General features: G+C 63.8%; 12 protein-coding genes. 2 read left to right on the forward strand and 10 right to left on the reverse strand.

The window, feature by feature from the left end:
• Nucleotide 1: 1 nt before the first annotated feature.
• From pdxR to LDZ23_RS19330, 5 genes are read right to left on the reverse strand one after another with little or no spacing between them, the layout of a single operon-like run.
• The gene (pdxR, locus tag LDZ23_RS19310) at nucleotides 2-1,453 is read right to left on the reverse strand and encodes a MocR-like pyridoxine biosynthesis transcription factor PdxR (RefSeq protein WP_008352956.1); all 1,452 of its coding nucleotides are present in this window, start codon (nucleotides 1,451-1,453) and stop codon (nucleotides 2-4) included.
• Nucleotides 1,454-1,474: 21 nt separating this feature from the next.
• Nucleotides 1,475-1,840: a type II toxin-antitoxin system VapC family toxin gene (locus tag LDZ23_RS19315; RefSeq protein ID WP_008352955.1), complete on the reverse strand. Its 366-nt coding sequence runs from the start codon at nucleotides 1,838-1,840 to the stop codon at nucleotides 1,475-1,477.
• Nucleotides 1,834-2,052 carry a ribbon-helix-helix domain-containing protein gene (locus LDZ23_RS19320; protein WP_008352954.1) on the reverse strand — a complete coding sequence of 73 codons (219 nt, stop codon included), beginning with the start codon at nucleotides 2,050-2,052 and terminating at the stop codon, nucleotides 1,834-1,836. The genes LDZ23_RS19315 and LDZ23_RS19320 overlap by 7 nt, the downstream gene beginning before the upstream one ends.
• Nucleotides 2,053-2,099: 47 nt before the next feature.
• Entirely contained in the window at nucleotides 2,100-2,363 is a 264-nt protein-coding gene (locus LDZ23_RS19325) for a helix-turn-helix domain-containing protein (protein ID WP_008352953.1), read from the reverse strand.
• Nucleotides 2,360-3,790, reverse strand: a complete 1,431-nt coding sequence (locus tag LDZ23_RS19330; RefSeq protein ID WP_244808154.1) for an aminotransferase-like domain-containing protein — start codon at nucleotides 3,788-3,790, stop codon at nucleotides 2,360-2,362. Before LDZ23_RS19330 ends, LDZ23_RS19325 begins: the two co-directional genes overlap by 4 nt.
• Nucleotides 3,791-3,941: 151 nt before the next feature.
• On the opposite strand from LDZ23_RS19330, the gene LDZ23_RS19335 reads away from it, so the two are divergent.
• Both LDZ23_RS19335 and LDZ23_RS19340 read left to right on the forward strand, forming a co-directional pair.
• Nucleotides 3,942-6,257: an FdhF/YdeP family oxidoreductase gene (locus LDZ23_RS19335; protein ID WP_008352951.1), complete on the forward strand. Its 2,316-nt coding sequence runs from the start codon at nucleotides 3,942-3,944 to the stop codon at nucleotides 6,255-6,257.
• Nucleotides 6,247-6,642 (forward strand): hypothetical protein, encoded by a 396-nt coding sequence (locus LDZ23_RS19340; protein ID WP_152563208.1) that lies wholly within the window; start codon nucleotides 6,247-6,249, stop codon nucleotides 6,640-6,642. Before LDZ23_RS19335 ends, LDZ23_RS19340 begins: the two co-directional genes overlap by 11 nt.
• A gap of 92 nt (nucleotides 6,643-6,734) precedes the next feature.
• On the opposite strand, the gene LDZ23_RS19345 is transcribed toward LDZ23_RS19340, so the two are convergent.
• The 5 genes from LDZ23_RS19345 to uvrA form a co-directional block, all read right to left on the reverse strand.
• Nucleotides 6,735-9,473 (reverse strand): MGH1-like glycoside hydrolase domain-containing protein, encoded by a 2,739-nt coding sequence (locus tag LDZ23_RS19345; RefSeq protein WP_008352950.1) that lies wholly within the window; start codon nucleotides 9,471-9,473, stop codon nucleotides 6,735-6,737.
• 84 nt (nucleotides 9,474-9,557) lie between these two features.
• Nucleotides 9,558-11,495 (reverse strand): glycogen debranching enzyme GlgX, encoded by a 1,938-nt coding sequence (locus LDZ23_RS19350; RefSeq protein WP_008352949.1) that lies wholly within the window; start codon nucleotides 11,493-11,495, stop codon nucleotides 9,558-9,560.
• Between the two features lie 896 nt (nucleotides 11,496-12,391).
• Nucleotides 12,392-13,672 (reverse strand): DUF445 domain-containing protein, encoded by a 1,281-nt coding sequence (locus LDZ23_RS19355; protein ID WP_008352947.1) that lies wholly within the window; start codon nucleotides 13,670-13,672, stop codon nucleotides 12,392-12,394.
• A gap of 11 nt (nucleotides 13,673-13,683) precedes the next feature.
• Complete coding sequence (locus tag LDZ23_RS19360; protein WP_008352946.1) at nucleotides 13,684-14,103, reverse strand: ACT domain-containing protein; 420 nt, start codon at nucleotides 14,101-14,103, stop codon at nucleotides 13,684-13,686.
• Nucleotides 14,093-19,906, reverse strand: a complete 5,814-nt coding sequence (gene uvrA / locus LDZ23_RS19365) for an excinuclease ABC subunit UvrA (RefSeq protein ID WP_034473102.1) — start codon at nucleotides 19,904-19,906, stop codon at nucleotides 14,093-14,095. The genes LDZ23_RS19360 and uvrA overlap by 11 nt, the downstream gene beginning before the upstream one ends.
• Nucleotides 19,907-20,036 lie beyond the last annotated feature (130 nt).

Below are 20,036 nucleotides of genomic sequence, written 5' to 3' on the forward strand. Positions count from 1 at the left end.
GCTAGCGGACGAGCGTCGGCATGAGCGCGGCGAGGCGCGTCGCGCCGCGCTCGATCGCCGTGACGTTCGTCCCGCCGTAGCCGAGCAGCACGCCTTGCTGCGCCGGCTCGCCCGCGTAGAACGCGCGTATGCCGTACAGCCCGACCGATACGGCGCGCGCCGCCGCGACGACCTCGTCTTCCCGCACCGAACCGGCGAGCCGCGCGACGAGATGGATGCCCGCCGTCGCGGGCAGCGGCTCGAACCAAGGCGCGAGCTCGCCTTGCAGACGTTCGATCAACAGCGCGCGGCGTTCCGCGTACGCCTTGTGCATGCGGCGCAGATGCTTCGCGTATTCGCCATCGAGCATGAACGCGCCGAGCGCGGTTTGCGTCAGCATGCAGCTGTGCCAGTCGCAAATCTGCTTTGCGTTCCAGAGCGGTTCGGAGAGTGTCGCGGGCGGCACGACGTAGCCGAGCCGCAGATCGGGAAAGAGCGTCTTCGAAAACGTGCCGACATACGCGACGAGTCCCGCGCGATCGAGACTCTTCAGCGATTCCACCGGCCGCCCTTCGAAGCGGAATTCGCCGTCGTAGTCGTCCTCGACGATCACCGCGCCGCGCTTGCCCGCCCATTCGAGCAACTCGACGCGCCGCTCGAGGCTCATCGGCATGCCGAGCGGAAACTGATGCGACGGCGTCACGTAGACGAGCCGCGTGTTGCGCGGCAGCTTTCTCACGACGATGCCCTCGCCATCGACCGGCACATGCGCGATGCGCGCGCCGAGCGCCGCGAAGAGCGCCCGCGCCGGCGGATAACCCGGCTCTTCGACCGCGACGACATCGCCCGGCTGGATCGTCACGCGCGCGAGCAGATCGAGCGCCTGTTGCGCGCCCTGCGTGACGATCACGTCCTGCCAGTTGCAGACGACCGCGCGGCTGAACGCGAGATAACGCGCGATGCCGAGCCGCAACGCCTGCTCGCCGCCCGGATCGCGATAACCCGCGACGCCGCCGCCCGCGCGCGTCTGCGTGCGCAGTGCCTGATTCAGGCAGCGTCGCCAGGCGTCGTAGGGAAAGAGCGATTTGTCGGTTACGCCGCCCTTGAAATCGCAGTCGAGCGTTTCGTCGGCGGGCGGCATCGGCATCGTCATGCGCTCGGGCATCTTGCGCCAGATGCCGGTGGCGCGAGCGCGGGCCGATACGGGTTCGGTGCGCGCGGTCGGCAGGCGCGTGAGCCCTTCAGCGACGAACGTGCCGTCGCCGGCGCGCGTGCGCAAGAAGCCTTCCGCGATCAGCCGCTCGAAGACATCGAGCGTGGTCTTGCGCGAGACGCCGAGCTGCGCGGCGAGATCGCGCGTGGACGGCAGGCGCGCGTTCGCGGCGAGCCGCCCTTCGATGATGCCCGCGCGTAGCTGGCCGTAGATCTGGCCGGTCAGGTCGCGGCGGCCGTGCAGGGTGATGTGGATGTCCAAGGGTGCTGGCGACCGACGCGGCTACAGTTGATAGGGCATCCGCACGCCCGGATCGTCGGGCGGGAAGTCCTTCGAGTTGCGCGAAACGAGCAGCGCATTCACCGATTGCGCCGACGCCCACACGATCGCATCCGGCAACTTGATGCGCGATTTCCTGCGAATTCCGATTGCGAGGTTCGCGACGGCCGAATCGAGCGGCACGAGATCGAAGGTGGACAGCCAGGCGCGCAGCGACGCTTCACTGTCGGGTTTGGCGCCCTCTAGAACTTCCATGAGCGTGATGATGCTGATCGACCGCTCTTCGTAACGCTCGATCTCCTTGCGTGCCGCATCGATTCCCAACAGGTAATCGATCAGGATGTTCGTGTCGAAAAGCGCTCTTACCATTCTTCGCGCAGCTCCCGCTGATACTGCAATCCATCGATCTTTCGCTCTTGCCATAAGCCGAACACATCGACGGCAGAACGGCGCTTGTTGCTCGCGACGTACGCGCTGATCGCGTCCCGAATGACCGCGGCTCGCGGGCGCTGCTGCTCTTCGCCGATCGCGGCGAGTTCGTCTATCTGTTCGTCGGGCAAATCGATCAAGATCCTTCCCATAGATACCTCGCTATACGATATACATATGGTATATCACCATAGCCCATTTATTCACCTGCGCTGAAAATCGACTGACACAAAGTCACGCCTTGCTCGCTCAACCCCGCGCTGCCCGTCCCATCCTCGTTCATCCGGACCTCGACGAATCCCGCTTCCTCGAGCCCGGTCAATTGCCGACGCAACGCGCTCATCGGCAAACCGGACTGCTTCGCCAATTTCGCGAGCGACCACGCGCGTTCCGGCGTTTCCGTCTGTGCGCGCCAAAGCTGTGTCAGCACGGCGACGAGCGCCGGATCGATGTCATCGTTCATGCGCGAATCCCCAAAGTTATCTCCCTGCCCGCGAGTTCGCCGAGCCGCCGCAACGCGGCCTCGCTCTGCGCGGTCCACGGATAACTGTAGTTCAGCCGGATGAAATGGCTGAAGGCGTTGCGCGTGGAGAACATGTAGCCCGGTCCGACCGTGATGCCGCTGTCGAGCGCGGCGCGATAGAGCCGCATCGAATCGACGCGCTCCGGCAATTCCACCCATAGCACATAGCCGCCCTGCGGCGCCGATGTGCGCGTGCCCGCCGGAAAGAAGCGCTCGACCATCGCGCTCATGATGCGCGACTGCTGCCGATACAGCTTGCGCACGCGCCGCAGATGCCGGTCGTAGCCGTCCTGCCGCAGATAATCCGCGATCGCGACCTGCGGCACCGATGGCGTCGTCAACGTGTTCAGAAACTTGAGCTTCTCGACCTGCGCCCGATACCGTCCCGGCATCGCCCAGCCGATCCGGTACGACGCCGTCAGACTCTTCGAAAACGACGCGCAATGCAGCACGAGCCCTTTTGTATCGAAGTTCTTGAGCGTCGACGGGCGCGCATCGCCGTAATAAAGCTCGTGATAGACATCGTTTTCGATGACCGGAATATCGTGCGCGGACAGCAATTCGACGAGCCGGCGCTTGTGCTCGTCCGGCATCTGGAAGCCGAGCGGATTCTGGAAGTTCGGCATCACCATGCACGCGGCGATCTTTCTTCGTCCGATGATCCGCGCCAGAGCGTCGATGTCGATGCCTTCCGCCGGATGCGTCGGCACTTCGATCGCGCGCATCCCGAGACGCTCGATCGCGTGCAGCATCGCGTAGTAAGTCGGCGATTCGACGGCCACCGTGTCGCCGGGCTGCGCGACGGCCTGCAGGCTCAGGTTGATCGCCTCAGTCGCACCGACCGTGATGACGATCTCCTCCGGATCGACCGGCACGCCGTTTTCGGCATAACGCCGCGCGATCTGGCGAATCAGCTCGGGATTGCCGGGCGGCAGATCGTCGATGAGATTCCAACTCGCCTGCCGCCGCGCGATCGCGTTCGCGTACTGGTTGATGCGCCGCCACGGAAACGGCTCGGGATCGGGATACGGCGAGCCGAACGGCACGGCGTCGTGAGCGCGGATGCTGCGCAACGTCGAAAGCACGAGCCGGCTCACATCGACTTCCGATGCCGTCGCGATCACGCGCGTCGGCTGACTGTGCGCCGCGCCCGCCTGCGGTTTTGCGCGCACGAAATAGCCGGACTGCGGACGCGTCTCCAGAATCCCGCGGCTTTCCAGGATCGCGTACGCATGCAGCACCGTCTTGATGCTCACGCCGTGCTGCTGGCTCGCCTGCCGCACCGACGCAATCTTCTCGCCGGGCGTGAACACGCCGCGCCGCACGGCTTCCTCGATTTCATCGGCGAGCTTTTCGTAGAGTTTCAACTGGATTTCGTTCTGAAGCGGGAATGCGTCAAGTCTAGGGCAAATCGACGCAACTGTACTCCTTCTATTTCGCATTTTCTGTGCGCCGCGCGCGATTCGGATCACAGTACGCTTCGGACATCGCAAGCCAAAAAGCATCATCCGCCAAGCCATGTTCAAGAAGCCCGAAGAACGCATCGAACCCTATACGCATCCCGCCGCCGGCTGGGGCGCGCTGAAGCAGGTCGCCATCAATCTCGTCAAGGAGAAGGTGGCGGGTGGCAACTACAAGACGCTCTTCAAGCAGAATCAGCCGGACGGCTTCGATTGCCCCGGCTGCGCGTGGCCCGACCGCGAGCACGGCTCGACCTTCGAATTCTGCGAGAACGGCGTCAAGGCCGTCGCCGCCGAAGCGACGAGCAAGCGCGTGACGCCCGCGTTCTTCGAGGAGCACACGGTTTCGTCGCTGATGACGCAGAGCGATTACGAACTGGAGCAGCACGGCAGGCTGACCGATCCGCTCGTCTACGACGCAAAGCGCGACCGCTATGTGCCGATCGACTGGGACGATGCGTTCGAACTCATCGCCTCGCATCTGAAAAAACTCGACGATCCCGATCGCGCCGCGTTCTACACGTCCGGCCGTGCGAGCAACGAAGCCGCTTTTCTGTATCAATTGTTTGTGCGGATGTACGGCACGAACAATTTCCCCGATTGCTCGAACATGTGCCACGAAGCGACGAGCCGCGGCTTGCCGCATACCGTCGGCATCGGCAAGGGCACCGTCACGCTCGACGACTTCGAACACGCCGACACGCTGCTACTCTTCGGCCAGAATCCGGCGACGAACCATCCGCGCATGCTCGGCGAGTTGCGCGAGTGCGCGAAACGCGGCGCGACCATCGTGTCGATCAATCCGCTGAAGGAGCGCGGCCTCGAACGTTTCGCGAGCCCGCAGCACACGCTCGACATGCTCTCGCCGAAGGGCGTGAAGATCAGTTCGGTGTTCATCCGCCCGAAAGTCGGCGGCGACTTCGCGCTGATCAAAGGCGTGGCGAAGCGCGTGATCGAACTCGACGACGCCGCGCGCGCGAACGGTGGCGAGCGCGTGCTCGACGTCGATTTCATCGCGGAGCACACGGTCGGCTTCGACGCCTTCGCCGACGACCTGCGCGCCGAAAGCTGGGACGCGATCATCGCGGAATCGGGCGTGGAGATGGACGATCTGCTGAATCTCGCCGACATCTACGCGAAAGGCCGCGCCGTCATCTCGACGTGGGGCATGGGCCTCACGCAGCACAAGAACTCCGTGCCGACCATTCAACTGCTTTCGAACCTGATGATGATGCGCGGGAATATCGGACGGCGCGGCGCGGGCTTATGTCCGGTGCGCGGCCATTCGAACGTGCAGGGCGACCGCACGGTCGGCATCGAGGAAAAACCGACGCAGGCGTTTCTCGACCGGCTCGGCGCGGCCTACGATTTCGAGCCCCCGCGCGAGCATGGCTACGACGTCGTCGAAACGATTCACGCGATGCTCGAAGGCAAGGTGAAGGTGTTTATCGGCCTGGGCGGAAATTTTTCGATCGCGACGCCCGACACGCCGCGCACCTGGGAAGCGATGCGCTCGTGCGATCTCACGGTGCACATCACGACAAAGCTCAACCGCAGCCATCTCGTACACGGCCGCGACGCGCTCATTCTGCCGACGCTCGGCCGCACCGAGATCGATGTTCAGAACGGCGTGCCGCAAGGCGTGTCCGTCGAGGATTCGATGAGCATGGTGCACATTTCTTACGGCATGAACAAGCCGGCCTCGGCGAATCTGCTTTCCGAAGTCGCGATCGTCGCACGCATGGCGCACGCGACGCTCGGCTCGGCCAAGGTCGACTGGCGCGCACATGAGGGCGACTACGCGCTGATCCGCGATGGCATCGAAAAAGTGCTCGACGGTTTCGAGCGCTACAACGAACGCCTGAAGCAGCCGGGCGGTTTTCATCTCGGCGTGGCCTCGCGCGATCGCGTCTGGAAGACGCCGAGCGGCAAGGCGCAGTTCATCGTGCACAGGATCGCGGTCGATACGCCGATCCACCGCGCCCGTGCGCTGTACGGCGACCGTCTCATGACGCTGATGACGACGCGTTCGCACGATCAGTACAACACGACGATCTACGGTCTCGACGATCGCTACCGCGGCGTGTACGGACAGCGGCGCGTGCTGTTCGCGAACCGCGAGGACATCGACATGCTCGGGTTCGAGCCGGGCGAACTGGTGGATATCACGAGCGTGTGGGACGACGGCATCGAGCGTCGCGTAGACGGTTTCAAGCTCGTCGAATACGACATTCCGCGTGGCTGTCTCGGTGCGTATTATCCGGAGACCAACCCGCTCGTGCCGCTGTCATCGGTTGCGGATGGCGCCGGTACGCCGACGTCGAAGTCCATTCCCGTGCTGCTGACGTCGTCCAGTCAGGCCATTGCTGCCTGAAACCGCTGCGCGACGCGATGCCGCCAAGCACGCGGCATCGCGCTCTCTCGCGCTGACGGATACGGCGTTCGAGCGCGGCGGCGCCGCTGAACCAGCGATCGGCGCATGCGCCCAGCATGGCGAGGATGCCGGCCCACGCGATCAACCCGGCGGCGAAGCTGTTGAATTCGCCGCTGAACCAGACGCCGCCGAGCATTGCGGCGGCGAACACCAGCATGACGATGGCGAACGGCGGGCAATGTTCGTGTTCGATATGAGCGCGGCCGCCAGCGCCCAAGCCCATTTGGTAGCCGCTGAGAGAATATGCGCTAATGGACTGCGCCATTTTGTCCTCCAGACTGTTATCAATTTGTGTTTCCACAAACTTACGCAGTTGGAGCGATGAGTAATACCAGACAATTCCTAACAACGCTTTCGACCTGTGGCGCTTGACTTTCGCCGAACCCCGCAAAACGCGATGCCACCGCGATTCACGCCTCATTTCGCTCCTGCGAACTCCTGAACATCGGCATCGGCTTCGCCGGCGAGCGGCACGACGCCGGACGGCCCCGTCGCATGCGGATGCAGCAACAGCGCGACGAGCCCGCTCCAGCCCGTCTGATGCGACGCGCCCACGCCGCGCCCGTTGTCGCCATGAAAATACTCGTGAAAGAGCACGAGATCACGCGAACGCGGATCGGCCTGTAGCAGCGGATAGGCAGCCATCACCGGACGCTCGCCGTTCTTGTCGAGCAGAAAGAGCGTGGTCACGCGGCGCGCGAGTTCGTCGGCGATTTGCGCGAGCGAAAACTTCTGTCCCGAGCCCGTCGGATATTCGACGCGAAAATCATCGCCGTAATAGCGATGAAACTCGTGGATCGATTCGATCAGCAGATAGTTGACCGGCATCCACACCGGACCGCGCCAGTTCGAATTGCCGCCGAACACGCGCGAGTCGGATTCCGCCGGAAGATACTGGATGCCGAAGCTTTCGCTGTTGTGATAGAAGACGAACGGGTTATCGAGATGCACGCGTGACAGCGCGCGCACGCCGTGATCGGAAAGGAATTCGGTTTCGTCGAGCATGCGCCTGAGCAGCGCCTTCATGCGATGCCCGCGCAACAGCGACAGCAGCACGCTGTTGCCCTGACCCGCCACGTTCCAGCGCGACACGAGCCTCGAAAGATCCGTTCGATGTTCGAGAAACCAGTGCAGCCGTTCGCGCAATTCCGGCAGCGAGCGATACACCTTCGGCTCCAGCACATGCACGGCGAAAAGCGGAATCAGCCCGACGATGGACCGCACGCGCATCGGCACATTGGTTCCGTCGGGCAGGCGCAGCTTGTCGTAGAAGAACTCGTCCTCGCTGTCCCAGAGACCGGTGTCGCAATCGTCCTCGCAGCTCACCGCTTCCGCGATATACAGGAAGTGCTCGAAGAACTTCACGGCGATATCGACGAACACCTTGTTCGCGTATGCGAGCTCGAGCGCGATACGCATCAGATCGAGCGCGTACGCGGCCATCCATGCGGTGCCGTCGGCCTGATCGATGTGGCCGCCCGTCGGCAGCGGCGACGAGCGATCGAAGATGCCCACGTTGTCCAGGCCGAGAAAGCCGCCCTGGAAAATGTTCTTGCCGTCGGCATCCTTGCGATTCACCCACCATGAGAAGTTGAGCAGCAGCTTGTGGAACACGAGTTCCAGAAAATCGCGATCGCCCTTGCCGGTGATCGCGCGGTCGATCTCGTAGACGCGCCACGTCGCCCACGCGTGCACGGGCGGATTGGCATCGCCGAAAGCCCATTCGTACGCGGGCAATTGACCGTTCGGATGCTGATAGCGGTCCTTCACTAGCAATAGCAACTGACGTTTCGCGAACTCCGGATCGATGAGCGCGAACGCCGCCGCATGAAACGCGAGATCCCACGACGCGTACCACGGATATTCCCACTTGTCCGGCATCGACACGATGTCCGCGTTGCACAGATGCCGCCAGTCCGAATCGCGTCCGGTGCGCCGCTGCTTCGGCGGCTTCGGCTGAAGCGGATCGCCGTCGAGCCAGCGCGTCACATCGAACTGATAGTACTGCTTCGACCACAGCATGCCGGCGAGTGCCTGGCGTTGCACGAGCCGCTGATCGGCATCGGCGATATCGTGCTGCAGCGCGCCGTAAAACTCGTCGGCTTCCGCGATGCGTCGCGCGAAGAGACCATCGACGTCGAGCGGCACGGCGTCCGGCGCGGACTCGGGCCGCCAGCGCAGATACACGACCGCCTTGCCGAGCGGCTCCAGTTCGAGATGCGCGTGCGCGGCCGCGCGCGTGCCCTTGTCGCGGCGAATCGCGTCTTCGTCGCCTTGCAGGATGTAATCGTTGAAGCCGTCCTTGAACGGTCCCGTGCCTTCCATGTGGAAGAGACGCCTGACGTTGGTCTCGTTCTCGCAGAAGAGCCATTCCATCGCGCTCGCGTCCGGCGACCACGCGGTGACGACCATCGGTTCGTGCGCGCCCTGTTCGGCGAGCACGTAGGTGCCTTCGCCCTGCACCGTTTCCACCTTCAGCGAGGGCTTGATCGGCGTCGGCTTCCACGACCAGGTATTGCGCGCCCAGATTTGCGGCAGCACGTCGAGCGCGGCCCGCACGTCGCTGCGATTCTCGATCGTCACGCGCATCACGATGTCGTCCGGCGTGTGCTTCGCGTATTCGACCTGCACATCGAAGTAACGCGCGTCGTCGAACACGCCCGTGTCGAGCACTTCGTATTCGGGCATGTCGGCGCCGCGCCGCGCGTTTTCATCGACGAGATCGGCATACGGATACGCCGCATGCGGATACTTGTAGAGCATGCGCATGTAGGAATGCGTCGGCGTGCCGTCGATGTAGAAGTACAGTTCCTTCACGTCCTCGCCGTGATTGCCTTCCTGGTTCGTCAGACCGAAGAGCCGCTCCTTGATGATCGGATCGCAGCCGTTCCAGAGCGCGAGCGAGATGCACCAGTTGAGTTTGTCGTCGCCGAAACCGGCGATACCGTCCTCGCCCCAGCGATACGCGCGGCTGCGCGCATGATCGTGCGGAAAGTATTCCCACGCGGTGCCGAATTCGCTGTAGTCCTCGCGCACGGTGCCCCATTGGCGTTCGCTCAGATACGGTCCCCAGCGCTGCCAGCGTGGGCAGTCCTTCGAATGGAGCCTCAGGCCCTCGACGGTTTCGAGCTGGTTGACGGGGCGCGATTTCGACATGGGCGACTCCTCGATGGCGGCGTGCTGAACGACGGGCAAGTCTCGTAATTTAGCGCGTTTTGACGCCGGCCCGCGCGCGCCGCGCTAGGTTGCGCCGAGCAGCTTTTCGATGCGCAGGAGCTCCGCGAGCGACCACGCCTGAAACGGCGTCCCGCCGGGCGTGTGCGGCGCATCGGCATCGGCGACTTCGCTGACGTGATCGAGACCGTAGCGATCGAGATGCGCGTAGAGCGGCGTCAGAAAACGCTCGCGCGCGCCCGCCGCGCCGTGCACGCGCACCCACGCCTCGACGAACGGGCCGATCAGCCACGGCCAGACGGTGCCCTGGTGATACGCGCCATCGCGATCCAGCACGCCGCCCGCGTAGTTCGCCCTGTAGGCCGGATCGGACGGCGCGAGCGTGCGCAAACCGGGCGGCGTGAGAAGTTGCGTTTCGACCTGATCGACGACCGCGCGCGCGATATCGCCATCGACGAGCGGAAACGGCAAGCCGCCGACCGCGAAGATCTGATTCGGGCGAATCGATCGATCGACGCGACCGGGTTCGTGATCGACGTCGACGACATCGAAGAGCGTATGCGTGTCCGGATCGACGAAACGCGCGGCGAACGACAACTGCGCCCGATCGCGCAACGCCTGCCAGCGCGGATTCCACTCGCTCGCGATCGTGAGCGCGTTGATCCACAGCGCCTGCACCTCTACCGGCTTGCCGATACGCGGCGTCACGACCCAGTCGCCTGCCTTCGCGTCCATCCATGTGAGCTGGACGCCGGGCACGCCCGCGCGCAGCAGACCGTCCACATCGGCGGCGATACGAAAGCGCGTGCCGCGCGAATAGCCGTCGAGAATCGCATCGACGGCGCTTTGCAGGCGGCTCGTCGTCGCCGCGTGCGCGTGCCCCGTCGCCAGATAATCGTGCGCGGCGACGACGAACCACAGCGAGGCATCGACGGAGTTGTATTCGGGCAGGCCGCCGCTGTCCGGAAAGCGGTTCGGCACCATGCCTTCGGAAATCGTATCGGCCCATTCGAGCAGGATCGATTCCGCTTCCTGATGCCGGCCGGACGCGAGCAGGAGGCCGCGCATCGAGATGAAGGTGTCGCGGCCCCAGTCGGTGAACCACGGAAAGCCCGCGATGATCGTTTTGCCGACATTGCGCGTGACGACGTACGCATCGGCGCTGCGCGCGAGCCGCGAGCCGAACGCCGCGCGCCGTTCTTTTTCCCGCGAGGCGAGATGCGATGCGTGCGCGAGCGCGCTGTCTTCGAACGGCTTGTCGTGGCCCGCGTGCGCGTGGAGGATCATCACGGCTTCGCCGCGCGCGAGATCGAAGCTGAAGATGCCGGGCGTCGCGAGGTTTTCGGTGAAATCGAGTCCGCGCTCGCGTTCGCGCACGTAGCAGAAGTTGCGATACCAGTCGGGGGCGTGATCGTAAGCGCCGTTCGACGTGACGCAAATCGTCGGCAAATCGCCATACGGCTGCCATTGCACGCGCTCGCCTTCCAGTGTGGCATCGAAGGAAAATGCCGCGTTTTCGTGGTGCAGCGCGTGGTAGTCGCGGCCTGAGAGCAGCGGGCGGACTTCCAACTTGGCCGCTTTCGATGCGCCCTCGAGACGCCAGCGCAGGACGGTTTGGCGGGCTTCCTTTGCAACGAACGCTTCTGCGACGATGATCGTTGCGTCGTCGTTACCGATGCGGTAGCGCCATGTGGGCCACGGATCTGTATCGAATGAAAGGAGGCTTGCGGTCGTGTCGGGATAGAGGATGTCGGGGGCGTAGCGCTGCATCGTCAGAGGGATACGCGCGTTGCCCGTTTCGAGCCATGCTTCCATGCCGTTGATGAGCACGACACGGCCGGCGGGCGGTTGAGTCGCCGTCAGCAGCAGCGCTTGGTAGCGACGTGTGCGCATCGTGCCGACCGTGCCGGAGGCGAAACCGCCGTAAGCATCGGGTTCGAGCCATTCGTCTTCCAGACGCGCAGCGTCGATCGGCGATTCATCGGTGCGTTCGATGCGTGTCATGGTTTTGTTTTTTTTGCTGGATTGCGTGTTCGTGGCGGCTCGGGGTTTCGCCGGATCCCGGTTTCGTGGCGGCTCGGGGTTTCGCCGGATCCCGCTTTCGTGGCGGCTCGGGGTTTCGCCGGATCCCGGTTTCGTGGCGGCTCGGGGTTTCGCCGGATCCCGCTTTCGTGTCGGTTCGGGGTTTCGCCGGATCCCGGTTTCGTGTCGGTTCGGGGTTTCGCCGGATCCCGGTTTCGTGTCGGTCTATTAGCACTGCCCCTGTGCGGGGCGGCAGTCACTTTCTTTGCTGCTGCAAAGAAAGTAACCAAAGAAAGCAGCTTCCGATACGCCCGCGGTCACACGCAATTTGGGTAGTCCTCTCGTCCATCGTGGGCTGCCTAAAGAGTGCCCTCATCACAATCACCGGGCTTGGCTCGCGCACGGTCTGACTAGCTAGTAGTTACAACGCGCGGGTCCAGCAATCATACATCCGGCACAGCGCTACGCGCTGCCGCCCGATATGCGAGGGAAACCGACGTACGGCGAAGGCGGCGAGATGAAGACGTTAGTAGCGAAGCACATGCATCCCCGATTGACCGGTCGGCCGCGAAGCGGGCTGGAGCTATTTGGTGCTGAACCAGTTTGGTGTGTGGTGCGATGGTTCAGACCGTGCGCGAGCCAAGCCCGATGGGGCCTATGAGGGCACTCTTTAGGCAGCCCACGATCGACGAGAGGACTACCCAAATTGCGTGTGACCGCGGGCGTATCGGAAGCTGCTTTCTTTGCTTACTTTCTTTGCAGCAGCAAAGAAAGTAAGTGCCGCCCCGCACAGGGGCAACGCTAATAGACCGACGCGAAAACGGGATCCGGCGAAACCCCGACCCGACCCAATCACGGGATCCAGCGAAGAAACAAAATCAACCAAGAACCGCACTCACAGCGTGAATCAAAATCCCGACGGCGCCTCCCACAAGCGTCCCATTCACGCGAATGAACTGCAAATCCCGCCCAATATTAAGCTCAACATCCCTGACGAGCGTCGCATCGTCCCACTGCTTGACGGTGGCGGCAATATGCTTCGCGATGCCATCGCGCAACTCCGGCGCAAGCGCCTTCAAAGCATCGCGCATATGCTCGTTAATCGACTCGCGCAATGCCGGATCGCTGCCGAGCGCCTCGGCAAAACCGCCCGCCATCGCGACGACCTTCGCATGCAGCGCCGAATCCGGCCGCTTGATATCCGCATCGAGCCACGCGATGAACTCGTCCCACAGCCCGTTCACGTATGTCCGCAACTCGGGCCGCTCCAGCCACTCACGCTTGTGCTCGTCGATGCGCGCCTTGAACGCCGGATCCGTCTTCAACCGCTCGACAAACCGCTCCACGGCCGCATCGAAAGCCTTGCGACGCTCGTGCTCGGGATCGCTGCTTACATCGTGCAGCCATTGATTCGCGCCGCGCACGAGACCGGCCGCAAACTTGTTGCCAAGGTCTTCAGCATTCAGTCCGACGAATCCCAGCATACCGACGAGCTTCGGATACTCCTCGCCCGCCACCGCGACGATGCGCGTCGCGAGCATCTCCTGCACTTCGGGCTTGTCGAGCCACCCGGCCAGTTGCTTCAGGCCCTCATCGAGCAGCAACTGATGACGCCGGTCCGATATCAGCGTCGACAGCACGCTTCCCGTCGCGCTCGCCAGATCGAACGACTCCGCGCGACGGCGCAGCGTCTCGTAGAGCATCGACTTCACGCGCTCGTCATCGACGAAAGACAGCAGTTGCCCGACCGCGCCCACGGCCTTCTTGCCGAGCAACTCGGCATTGGCAGGCTCGGCCAGCCACATCGACAGACGGCTCGCCGGATCGAACGCATTCACGCGCGCGACGAGCGCATCGGTGCCGAGAAAACGGTCGCGAACGAACACGGCCAGGTTGTCCGCGACGCGCGCCTTGTTCGCGGGCAGGATCGCGGTGTGCGGAATCGGCACGCCAAGCGGATGCCGAAACAGCGCGACCACCGCGAACCAGTCGGCGAGCGCGCCGACCATCGCGGCTTCCGCGAACGACGACACCCACGCCCACGCGCCCGCATCGTGCTGGCTTTTCGCGAGCGCGAACAAGGCGCCGGCCGCGACGAGCAGCCCGGCGGCGAAGCATTTCATTCTTCTCAGCGCGACGGCTTTGTCCTGCGTTTCCATCTATGTCGGTTTCATGGTTTTGATGAGGCCGAAAGCTTACCAGCAGCGCGTTGCACATCCCGAAGGACTTCGACGGCGCGTTCGCCCTCTTCGACCGGAACGAAGATGTGATCGTGATACGCCGCCGCAATCACATTGCAACTGATGTTCGCCTCGCCGAGCGCACGCGCGAACGCCGCCGTCAAGCCGACCGCGTTCAGATCCGAATGAACGGTCAGCGTGATCCAGGCCGCGCGAAAGAGCGGCGCGACGCCGGCCGCCTGCGCCGCGCTTTCTTCCATCACGACCGTCAATCCCTCGCGCTCGCGGAACGTCGCGACGATGCCCGCGCCGCTCGCCACCGCATCGTGCGGCAGCGACGCGAACACGTACGCGCCCGGCTGCAGTTCGGGCTCCATCGACGCGATCAGCGTATCGAGATCACGCAGCATTTTCGGTCTCCCGTGTCCGCGCCAAAACCGGCCGCAGCGCAGCGCCGGTATGACTGCGCGGATGCGTCGCGAGCGTGTCCGGGTCCGCCGCCGCGACGATCGTGCCGCCATTCACGCCGCCTTCCGGGCCGAGATCGAGCACCCAGTCGGCTTCGGCGATCACATCGAGATCGTGTTCGATGACGATCACGCTATGCCCGCCATCCACCAGACGATGCAGCACGCGTATCAGCTTCGCGACGTCCGCCATGTGCAGGCCGACGGTCGGCTCATCGAGCACATAAAGCGTGTGCGGCGGCTTCTGGCCGCGCCGCGTGACGTCGTCGCGCACTTTCGACAGTTCGGTGACGAGCTTGATGCGCTGCGCCTCGCCGCCCGACAGCGTCGGCGACGGCTGGCCGAGCGTCAGATAGCCGAGGCCGACATCGCGCAGCAATTGCAGCGGATGCGCGATGCTCTGCATCGACGCGAAGAACTCGACGGCTTCGTCGATCTCCATCGTCAGCACTTCGCCGATGTTTTTGCCGCGCCATGTCACCGCGAGCGTTTCCGGATTGAAGCGCTGGCCGTGGCACACGTCGCACGGCACTTTGACATCGGGCAGGAAGCTCATCGCGATGGTCCGCACGCCCTGGCCTTCGCATGCCGGGCAACGGCCATCGCCCGTGTTGAACGAGAAACGCGACGGCGTGTAGCCGCGCGCGCGGGCCTCGAGCGTATCGGCGAAGAGCTTGCGGATCGTGTCCCACATGCCGATGTAGGTGGCCGGGCATGAACGCGGCGTCTTGCCGATCGGCGTCTGATCGACTTCGAGCACGCGATCGATAGCCTCGAAACCGGTTACGCCCGCGCAGCCCTGCCACGCATGCGCGACATCGAACGTCGGACGCGGCGCTTCGCGCGCGAGCACGCTGGCGCGCGACCCGGCAGCGGGCTTGTCCGCTTGCGCGGCCTTGCGCGCGCGCCGCACCGCAGGCGACGACAACACCGAACGGCCGACGGCATCGAGCAGGTTCGTCATCAGCACGTCGCGCGCGAGCGTCGATTTGCCCGAACCCGACACGCCCGTAATCGCGACGAGCCGATTCAGCGGCATCGTCGCCGTCACGTTGCGCAAGTTGTGCAGCGTCGCACCTTCGACCGTCAGCCATTGCTCCGGCACGGCGGCGCGCTTCGCGGTCGCCGCGCGCACTTCGCGGCGCGGCTGCAACGGATGCACGATCGGATTCGCGAGGAACTGGCCCGTGAGCGACGCCTTGTGCGCCGCGAGATCCGTCACGTTGCCCTGCGCGACGACCGTACCGCCGCGCTTGCCCGCGCCCGGCCCGATATCGATGATGTGATCCGCGCGGCGAATCGTGTCTTCGTCATGCTCGACGACGACGAGCGTATTGCCCTTGTCGTTCAGCTTCTTGAGCGCGGAGAGCAGGATCAGGTTGTCGCGCGGATGCAAACCGATGGTCGGTTCATCGAGCACGTAACACACGCCTTGCAGATTACTGCCGAGTTGCGCCGCGAGACGGATGCGCTGCGCTTCGCCGCCGGAAAGCGTCGGCGCGGCGCGATCGAGGCTCAAATAGCCGAGCCCGACTTCTTCGAGGAATTGCAAGCGCCCTTCGATTTCACTGACCACGTCACGCGCGATATCCGCATCGCGGCCCTTGAGCTTGAGCGATGCAATCCACTCGCGCGTATCGCTGACGGTCCATCGTCCGACTTCCGTGATCGGATAATTGCCGAACGTGACGGCGCGCGCAACATCGTTCAGACGCGTGCCTTCGCATTCCGGGCAGGGCTGATCCACGATATCGTCCGGTTCCTGATCGACCGAGCCGATGCTCTGCTCGCGTCCGCGATCGTCCTGCGCGAAGAGCGTGTCGTCGAACGCGGCGCGCTGTTCGCGCGTGAGCTTCACGCCCGTCCCGACGCATGTGTTGCACCAGCCGTGTTTGCTGTTGTACGAGAACATGCGCGGATCGAGCTCCGGATAACTCGTGCCGCAAACGGGGCACGCGCGCTTCGTCGAGAACACGCGCGTTTCTTCCTTGCCGCGACGCGCGCCGTCGTGCCACGACCCATGCAGTTCATCGAGCGGCGCGCAAAGATGCATGACGCCCTTGCCGATTTCGAGCGTGTCGTCGAGCAAACGCCGCAGTTCCGCTTCGTTGTCCGCCGACACGACTAGATCCGCAACCGGCAATTCGATCGTATGTTCACGGAAGCGATCGAGCTTCGGCCACGGACTCACGGGCAGAAATTCGCCATCCACACGCAGATGCGTATTGCCGCGCGCCTTCGCCCATTTCGCGAGATCGGTATAGACGCCCTTGCGATTGACGACGAGCGGCGCGAGCAGTCCGACATGCTGCCCCTTGAAATCGCGCATGATCTGCGCGGCGATCGATTCGGAACTTTGCGACTGGACCGGCGTGCCATCGTGAATGCAATGCTGAATGCCGAGCTTCACGTACAGCAAGCGCAGGAAGTGCCAGACTTCGGATGTCGTCGCGACCGTCGATTTGCGTCCGCCGCGCGACAGGCGCTGCTCGATCGCGACGGTCGGCGGAATGCCATAGACGGCATCGACTTCCGGACGGCCCGCCGGCTGCACGATGGAGCGCGCATATGCGTTCAGCGATTCGAGGTAACGGCGCTGACCTTCGTGGAAAAGGATATCGAACGCGAGCGTCGACTTGCCCGAACCGGACACGCCCGTCACGACGTTGAACTTGTTATGCGGAATATCGACATCGAGCGACTTCAGATTGTGCTCGCGCGCGTTGACGATCCGCACCACGTTCTCGCCCTGCAACGCACGTCGCGCGCTCGCGACTTCCGCCGCGAGTTGCAGCGGCACGCCCGCGCGCTTTTGAGCCGCGCCGGGCGCCATCGCTTCTTCGTATTCGACCAGCGCGCGGCCCGTATGCGATTGTTCGCATGCCGAAACATCGTCCGGCGTGCCGACGCATACGAGCTGCCCGCCGCCATCGCCGCCTTCCGGACCGAGATCGATGATCCAGTCGGCCGCGCGAATCACATCGAGATTGTGTTCGATGACGATCAGCGAATGACCGCGTTCGAGCAGGCGCCGCAGTGCCTGCATCAGCTTCGCGATGTCGTCGAAATGCAGGCCCGTCGTCGGCTCGTCGAACATGAAGAGACGGCTTTCGCTCTTGCTGGTCTGCGACGTTTCCGCGAGAAAGCCCGCGAGCTTCAGACGCTGCGCCTCGCCGCCCGAAAGCGTCGGCACGGGCTGGCCGAGCTTCACGTATTCGAGACCGACATCGACGATCGGCTGCAGCACGCGCAGCACTTCCTTGTCGCCGGCGAACAGCGCGACGGCTTCGCTCACCGTCAGCTCGAGCACATCGGCGACGCTCAACTGACGATCGCCGCGCTCGATCTTCACTTCGAGGATTTCCGCGCGATAACGGCGTCCGTCGCAATCGGGGCAACGCAAGTAGACATCGCTCAGGAACTGCATCTCGACGTGCTCGAAGCCCGAGCCGCCGCACGTCGGGCAGCGTCCATCGCCCGAGTTGAAGCTGAACATGCTCGCGCTATAGCCGCGCTGCAACGCGAGCGGCGCCTTCGCATAGAGCTTGCGAATTTCGTCGAACGCGCCGACATAGCTCGCCGGATTCGAGCGCGCCGTGCGGCCGATCGGCGACTGATCGACGAACACGACATCGCTCAAATGCTCCGCGCCCTTCAGGTCGCGATACGCGCCGGGCGCTTCCGTCGCCTTGCCGAAGTGACGCATCAGCGCGGGCGCGAGCACGTCCTGGATCAGCGTCGATTTGCCCGAGCCCGATACGCCCGTCACGCACACGAGACGTTGCAGCGGAATGTCGACCGTCACGTCGCGCAGGTTGTGATCGCTCGCGCCTTCGAGCGTGAGGCGCGGCGTGTTCGCATCGACGACGCGGCGATTCCAGTTCGACGCATGCGCGACATGCTTGCGGCCGCCGAGATACGCGCCGGTGAGTGTGTCGGTGACTTGAATGTCGTCGGGTGCGCCGTCATAGACGATCTGCCCGCCGCGCTCGCCCGGACCCGGTCCCATGTCGATGAGACGATCGGCCGCGAGCATCACCGACGGATCGTGCTCGACGACGACGAGCGTATTGCCCGCGTCGCGCAGACGATGCATCGCTTCGACGATGCGGTTCAGATCGCGCGGATGCAAACCGATGCTCGGTTCATCGAGCACGAACAGCGTGTTCACGAGCGACGTGCCAAGCGCGGTCGTCAGATTGATGCGCTGCACTTCGCCGCCGGACAGCGTGCGCGACTGGCGATCGAGCGTCAGATAACCGAGACCGACATCGCAGAGATATTTCAGACGCGTGCGGACCTCGGCGTGCAAGAGCTTGAGCGCTTCGTCGAGCAAGGTCGACGGCAGCGTCAGCGAATCGAAGAAGCGGCGGATGCGCTCGATCGGCATCAGCATCAGATCGTGCACCGTGAGGCCCGGCAGCGCTTCGAGTTGCGCGCGCGTCCAGTCGACGCCTTCCGGCATGAAGCGATCTTGCGGCGCAAGCACTGCGTCGGCCTGTTCCTTCGTGCCGAGACGCCACAGCAGCGATTCGGTTTTCAGACGCGCGCCGGCGCACACCGGACACGTCGTATAGCTGCGATATTTCGACAGCAGCACGCGGATGTGCATCTTGTACGCCTTCGACTCCAGATAATCGAAGAAGCGCTGCACGCCGTACCACTGGTTCTGCCACTTGCCCGTCCAGTCCGGAGAGCCCTTGATGACCCAGTCACGCTCCTGCTGCGTGAGATCCTTCCACGGCACGCCGAGGCGAATGCCCGCCTTCGCGCCGTAGCGCACGAGATCGTCCTGGTTCTCTTTCCACGCGGGCGTCTGCAATGTCTTGATCGCGCCTTCGCGCAGCGTCTTCTTTTCATCGGGGATGACGAGACCGTAATCGACGCCGATCACGCGTCCGAAGCCGCGGCACGTCTCGCAAGCGCCATACGCGGAGTTGAACGAGAACAGCGCCGGCTGCGGATCGGCGTAGCGCAGATCGCTTTCCGGGCTGTGCAGGCCGGTGGAAAAACGCCAGATCTCCGGCTCGCCTTCGTCTTTCAGCACATAGACGTCGACGCGGCCCGTGCCGCGCAGCAACGCGCTTTCGATCGCCTCCAGCGCACGCGAACGCTCGATGTTCTGCAAGCGAAAACGATCCGCGACGACATCGAGCATCTGCCGTTTGCCGCTTGCGGTTTCGACGTGGCGTTTCGCCTGCACGCGCGTATAGCCGCTCGCGGAGAGCCACTGCTCGACCTCCTCGTCGCTCGCGGTGTCGGGCAATTCGACCGGAAACGTGATCGCGAGACGCGGATCATCGGCCCGCGTGCGTTCGAGCAGTTCGGCGTAGATCGTCTCGGGCGTGTCGTGACGCACGCGATGCGACGTCTTCTTGTCGAAAAGTTCGGCGGCGCGCGCGTAGAAGAGCTTCAGATGATCGTTCAGTTCGGTCATCGTGCCGACGGTCGAACGCGAACTGCGCACCGGATTCGTCTGGTCGATGGCGATCGCGGGCGGCACGCCGTCCACGCGATCGACCTGCGGACGGTCCATCCGGTCGAGAAACTGGCGCGCATACGCGCTGAAGGTTTCGACGTAGCGCCGCTGGCCTTCCGCGTAGAGCGTGTCGAACACGAGGCTCGACTTGCCGGAACCGGACGGGCCGGTCACGACCGTCATCTCGCCGGTGTGCAGGTCGAGATCGAGATTCTTGAGGTTGTGCTGACGTGCGCCGCGAATGCGGATTGCGTTATTCGATGCCAATTTTTCAACCGGTTCAATGAGTTAGGCGGCATCCTCGAAGTGTTCGACGAGGTCGCACGAGTGTTCGGAAGTGCGTGGCCGCCATAGCGATCAGTACTGTACACGCATACAGTGTTTGCCGCCAAACGTG

The organism is Caballeronia zhejiangensis (assembly GCF_022879815.1).
GTDB lineage: Bacteria > Pseudomonadota > Gammaproteobacteria > Burkholderiales > Burkholderiaceae > Caballeronia > Caballeronia zhejiangensis.